The sequence below is a fragment of the Belnapia moabensis DSM 16746 genome, assembly GCF_000745835.1.
Lineage (GTDB): Bacteria > Pseudomonadota > Alphaproteobacteria > Acetobacterales > Acetobacteraceae > Belnapia > Belnapia moabensis.
The window spans coordinates 1-2,218 of sequence record NZ_JQKB01000243.1 but is presented as its reverse complement, the minus strand read 5'-3'; the positions used below and the strand labels follow the sequence as shown (position 1 = coordinate 2,218).

At 67.2% G+C, this 2,218-nt stretch carries 2 protein-coding genes; both read left to right on the top strand.

Annotated features, from left to right (window positions below; genetic code table 11):
- Nucleotides 1-121: 121 nt before the first annotated feature.
- Nucleotides 122-844 (top strand): SDR family oxidoreductase, encoded by a 723-nt coding sequence (locus tag EP26_RS30575; RefSeq protein WP_043345223.1) that lies wholly within the window; start codon nt 122-124, stop codon nt 842-844.
- Between the two features lie 61 nt (nt 845-905).
- Nucleotides 906-1,994, top strand: a complete 1,089-nt coding sequence (locus EP26_RS30570; RefSeq protein ID WP_043345221.1) for an alkene reductase — start codon at nt 906-908, stop codon at nt 1,992-1,994.
- Nucleotides 1,995-2,218: the final 224 nt, after the last annotated feature.

Here is a 2,218-nt window from a genome sequence, read left to right as displayed (position 1 = left end):
GTTAGCCTGCCCCATGGACGCCTCCCCTGGTGATAGCTTGACACCTTCACCTTGGCACATTGATGCCGTCGGGGGGCGTCCACACCATCAGACCGTTCATACCACCCTCCAGGCCGCGTCCTTGACCGGCGACCTGCAAGGCCGCGCTGTCGTCATCGTTGGGGGCACGTCGGGCATCGGTCTCGCGGCCGCCCGCCAGGCCAAGGCGGCCGGTGCATCCGTCATCGTTGTCGGGTTCGACCCGGCGGGCGCCGAGCGGGTTGCGACCGAGCACGGCTTCGCCGGTTGGCGCGGCGCGGACGTGAGGAAGCCCGACACGATCACGGCTGCGCTCGCCGACATCCCGCATGTCGACCACTTGGTGCTGCTCGCCGGCACCTTCGTGGCTGGCAAGGTGCTCGAGGCAGACATCGACCATCTCCGCCGCGCCTTCGAGGAGCGGATTTGGGCGGCGATCAACACGCTCCGCACGCTCGGCGAGCGGCTTGCACCGAACGGGTCCGTCACTTTCATCTCCGGCGCGCTCGCCGACCGGCCGACTGCCCAGGGCACGGCCGTGCTCGCCGCAGCCTCGGCCGCCATGGAGGCCCTGGCTCGCGGTCTCGCTCTCGAACTCGCGCCGCGACGGGTGAACACCCTGTCTCCGGGCACGACAGACACGCCGCTTCTCGCTCGCACGCTCGGGGCGAACCGGGACGGCTATGTGGCAAGCCTGGCTGAGAGGCTGCCGCTTCGTCGCCTCGGGACGGCCGAGGAAGCCGGGTCGGCGGTCGTCTTCCTCATGACCAATGGCTTCATGAACGGCGAGACGCTGCACGTGGACGGCGGCTCGCGCCTTGTCTGACGCCGCATCGACCCGCTCGGTCACCTCGACGCCATCGCTCCTCCCGCTGGGACACCCTTCCGTGCCTACCCTGTTTGACCCCATCCGCCTCGGCAGCATCGAGGCGCCGAACCGCATCTTGATGGCGCCGATGACGCGCGCCCGTGGGACGCGCGAGCACATCCCAACCCCCATAATGGCGGAGTACTACGCCCAGCGCGCCGCGGCCGGGCTTATCATCTCGGAAGCGATCGGCATCTCCCGGGAAGGGATGGGCTGGCCCTACGCGACGGGGCTCTGGACACCGGAGCAGCTTGGCGGCTGGCGGACTGTGACGGACGCGGTTCACGCTGCAGGCGGCCGGATCGTGGCCCAGCTCTGGCATATGGGCCGAACCGTTCACCCGAGCTTTCTTGCTGGCGGGCAGCCTGTCTCGGCCTCGGGTACGACTGCGCCTGGTCATGCGCATACCTACGCGGGGAAGCAGCGCTACGAGGCAGGCCGGCCACTACGGACCGACGAGATCCCGCGTATCATCGATGACTTCCGGGCGGCGGCGCGTAACGCGGTGGAGGCTGGCTTCGACGGAGTCCAGATCCACGCGGCAAACGGTTACTTCATCGACGAATTTCTTCGAGACAGCTCGAACTTCCGGACCGACGCCTATGGTGGCCCGATCCCGAACCACATCCGGCTACTGCGCGAAGTGACACAGGCGGTTGCTGACACGGTCGGAGCGGACCGTACGGGCGTGCGTCTGTCACCCAACGGGGAAACGCAGGGCGTGCGCGACAGCAATCCCGTGCCGCTCTTCACCGCTGCGTTGGAGGCGCTCTCTGCGATCGGTATCGCGTATTTGGAGCTTCGGGAGCCGCCGCTTGATGGCACGTTCGGCGTCGGCGACCTCCCACCTCTGGCGGGGAAGTTGCGACCCGCCTTCAAGGGACCGCTGATCGTCAACTCGGATTACGACCTCGCACGAGCGCAAGCCGCACTCGATGAGGGCACCGCCGATGCAATCTCCTTCGGCCGTCCCTTCATCGCCAACCCGGATCTGCCATTGCGGCTTGCGCGCAAGCTCCCGCTTGCCGTGGACGACGCGACGATGTGGTTCACGCAGGGACCGGAAGGCTACGTGGACTATTCGGCGACATCCAAGGCCAGCCCGTAGTGCTCTCGACGTGCTGGTGGTGAGCGCAAGCACGTTGATCATGGGCGATCCGCTGACGCTCAACCCCGATGCAATCGACCGGATGATAGATATCAACATTCGTGCTCCCTACCACGCGGCGGTCGAGGCGGTTTTGTCAGGGCTCGCGCCAGCGGGGCCGTTTCGCCGGCCAGGGCGGGGCTGGTAGGCTCCGGGGCCATCGGAGTGGAAAGTAGTGATGGAGT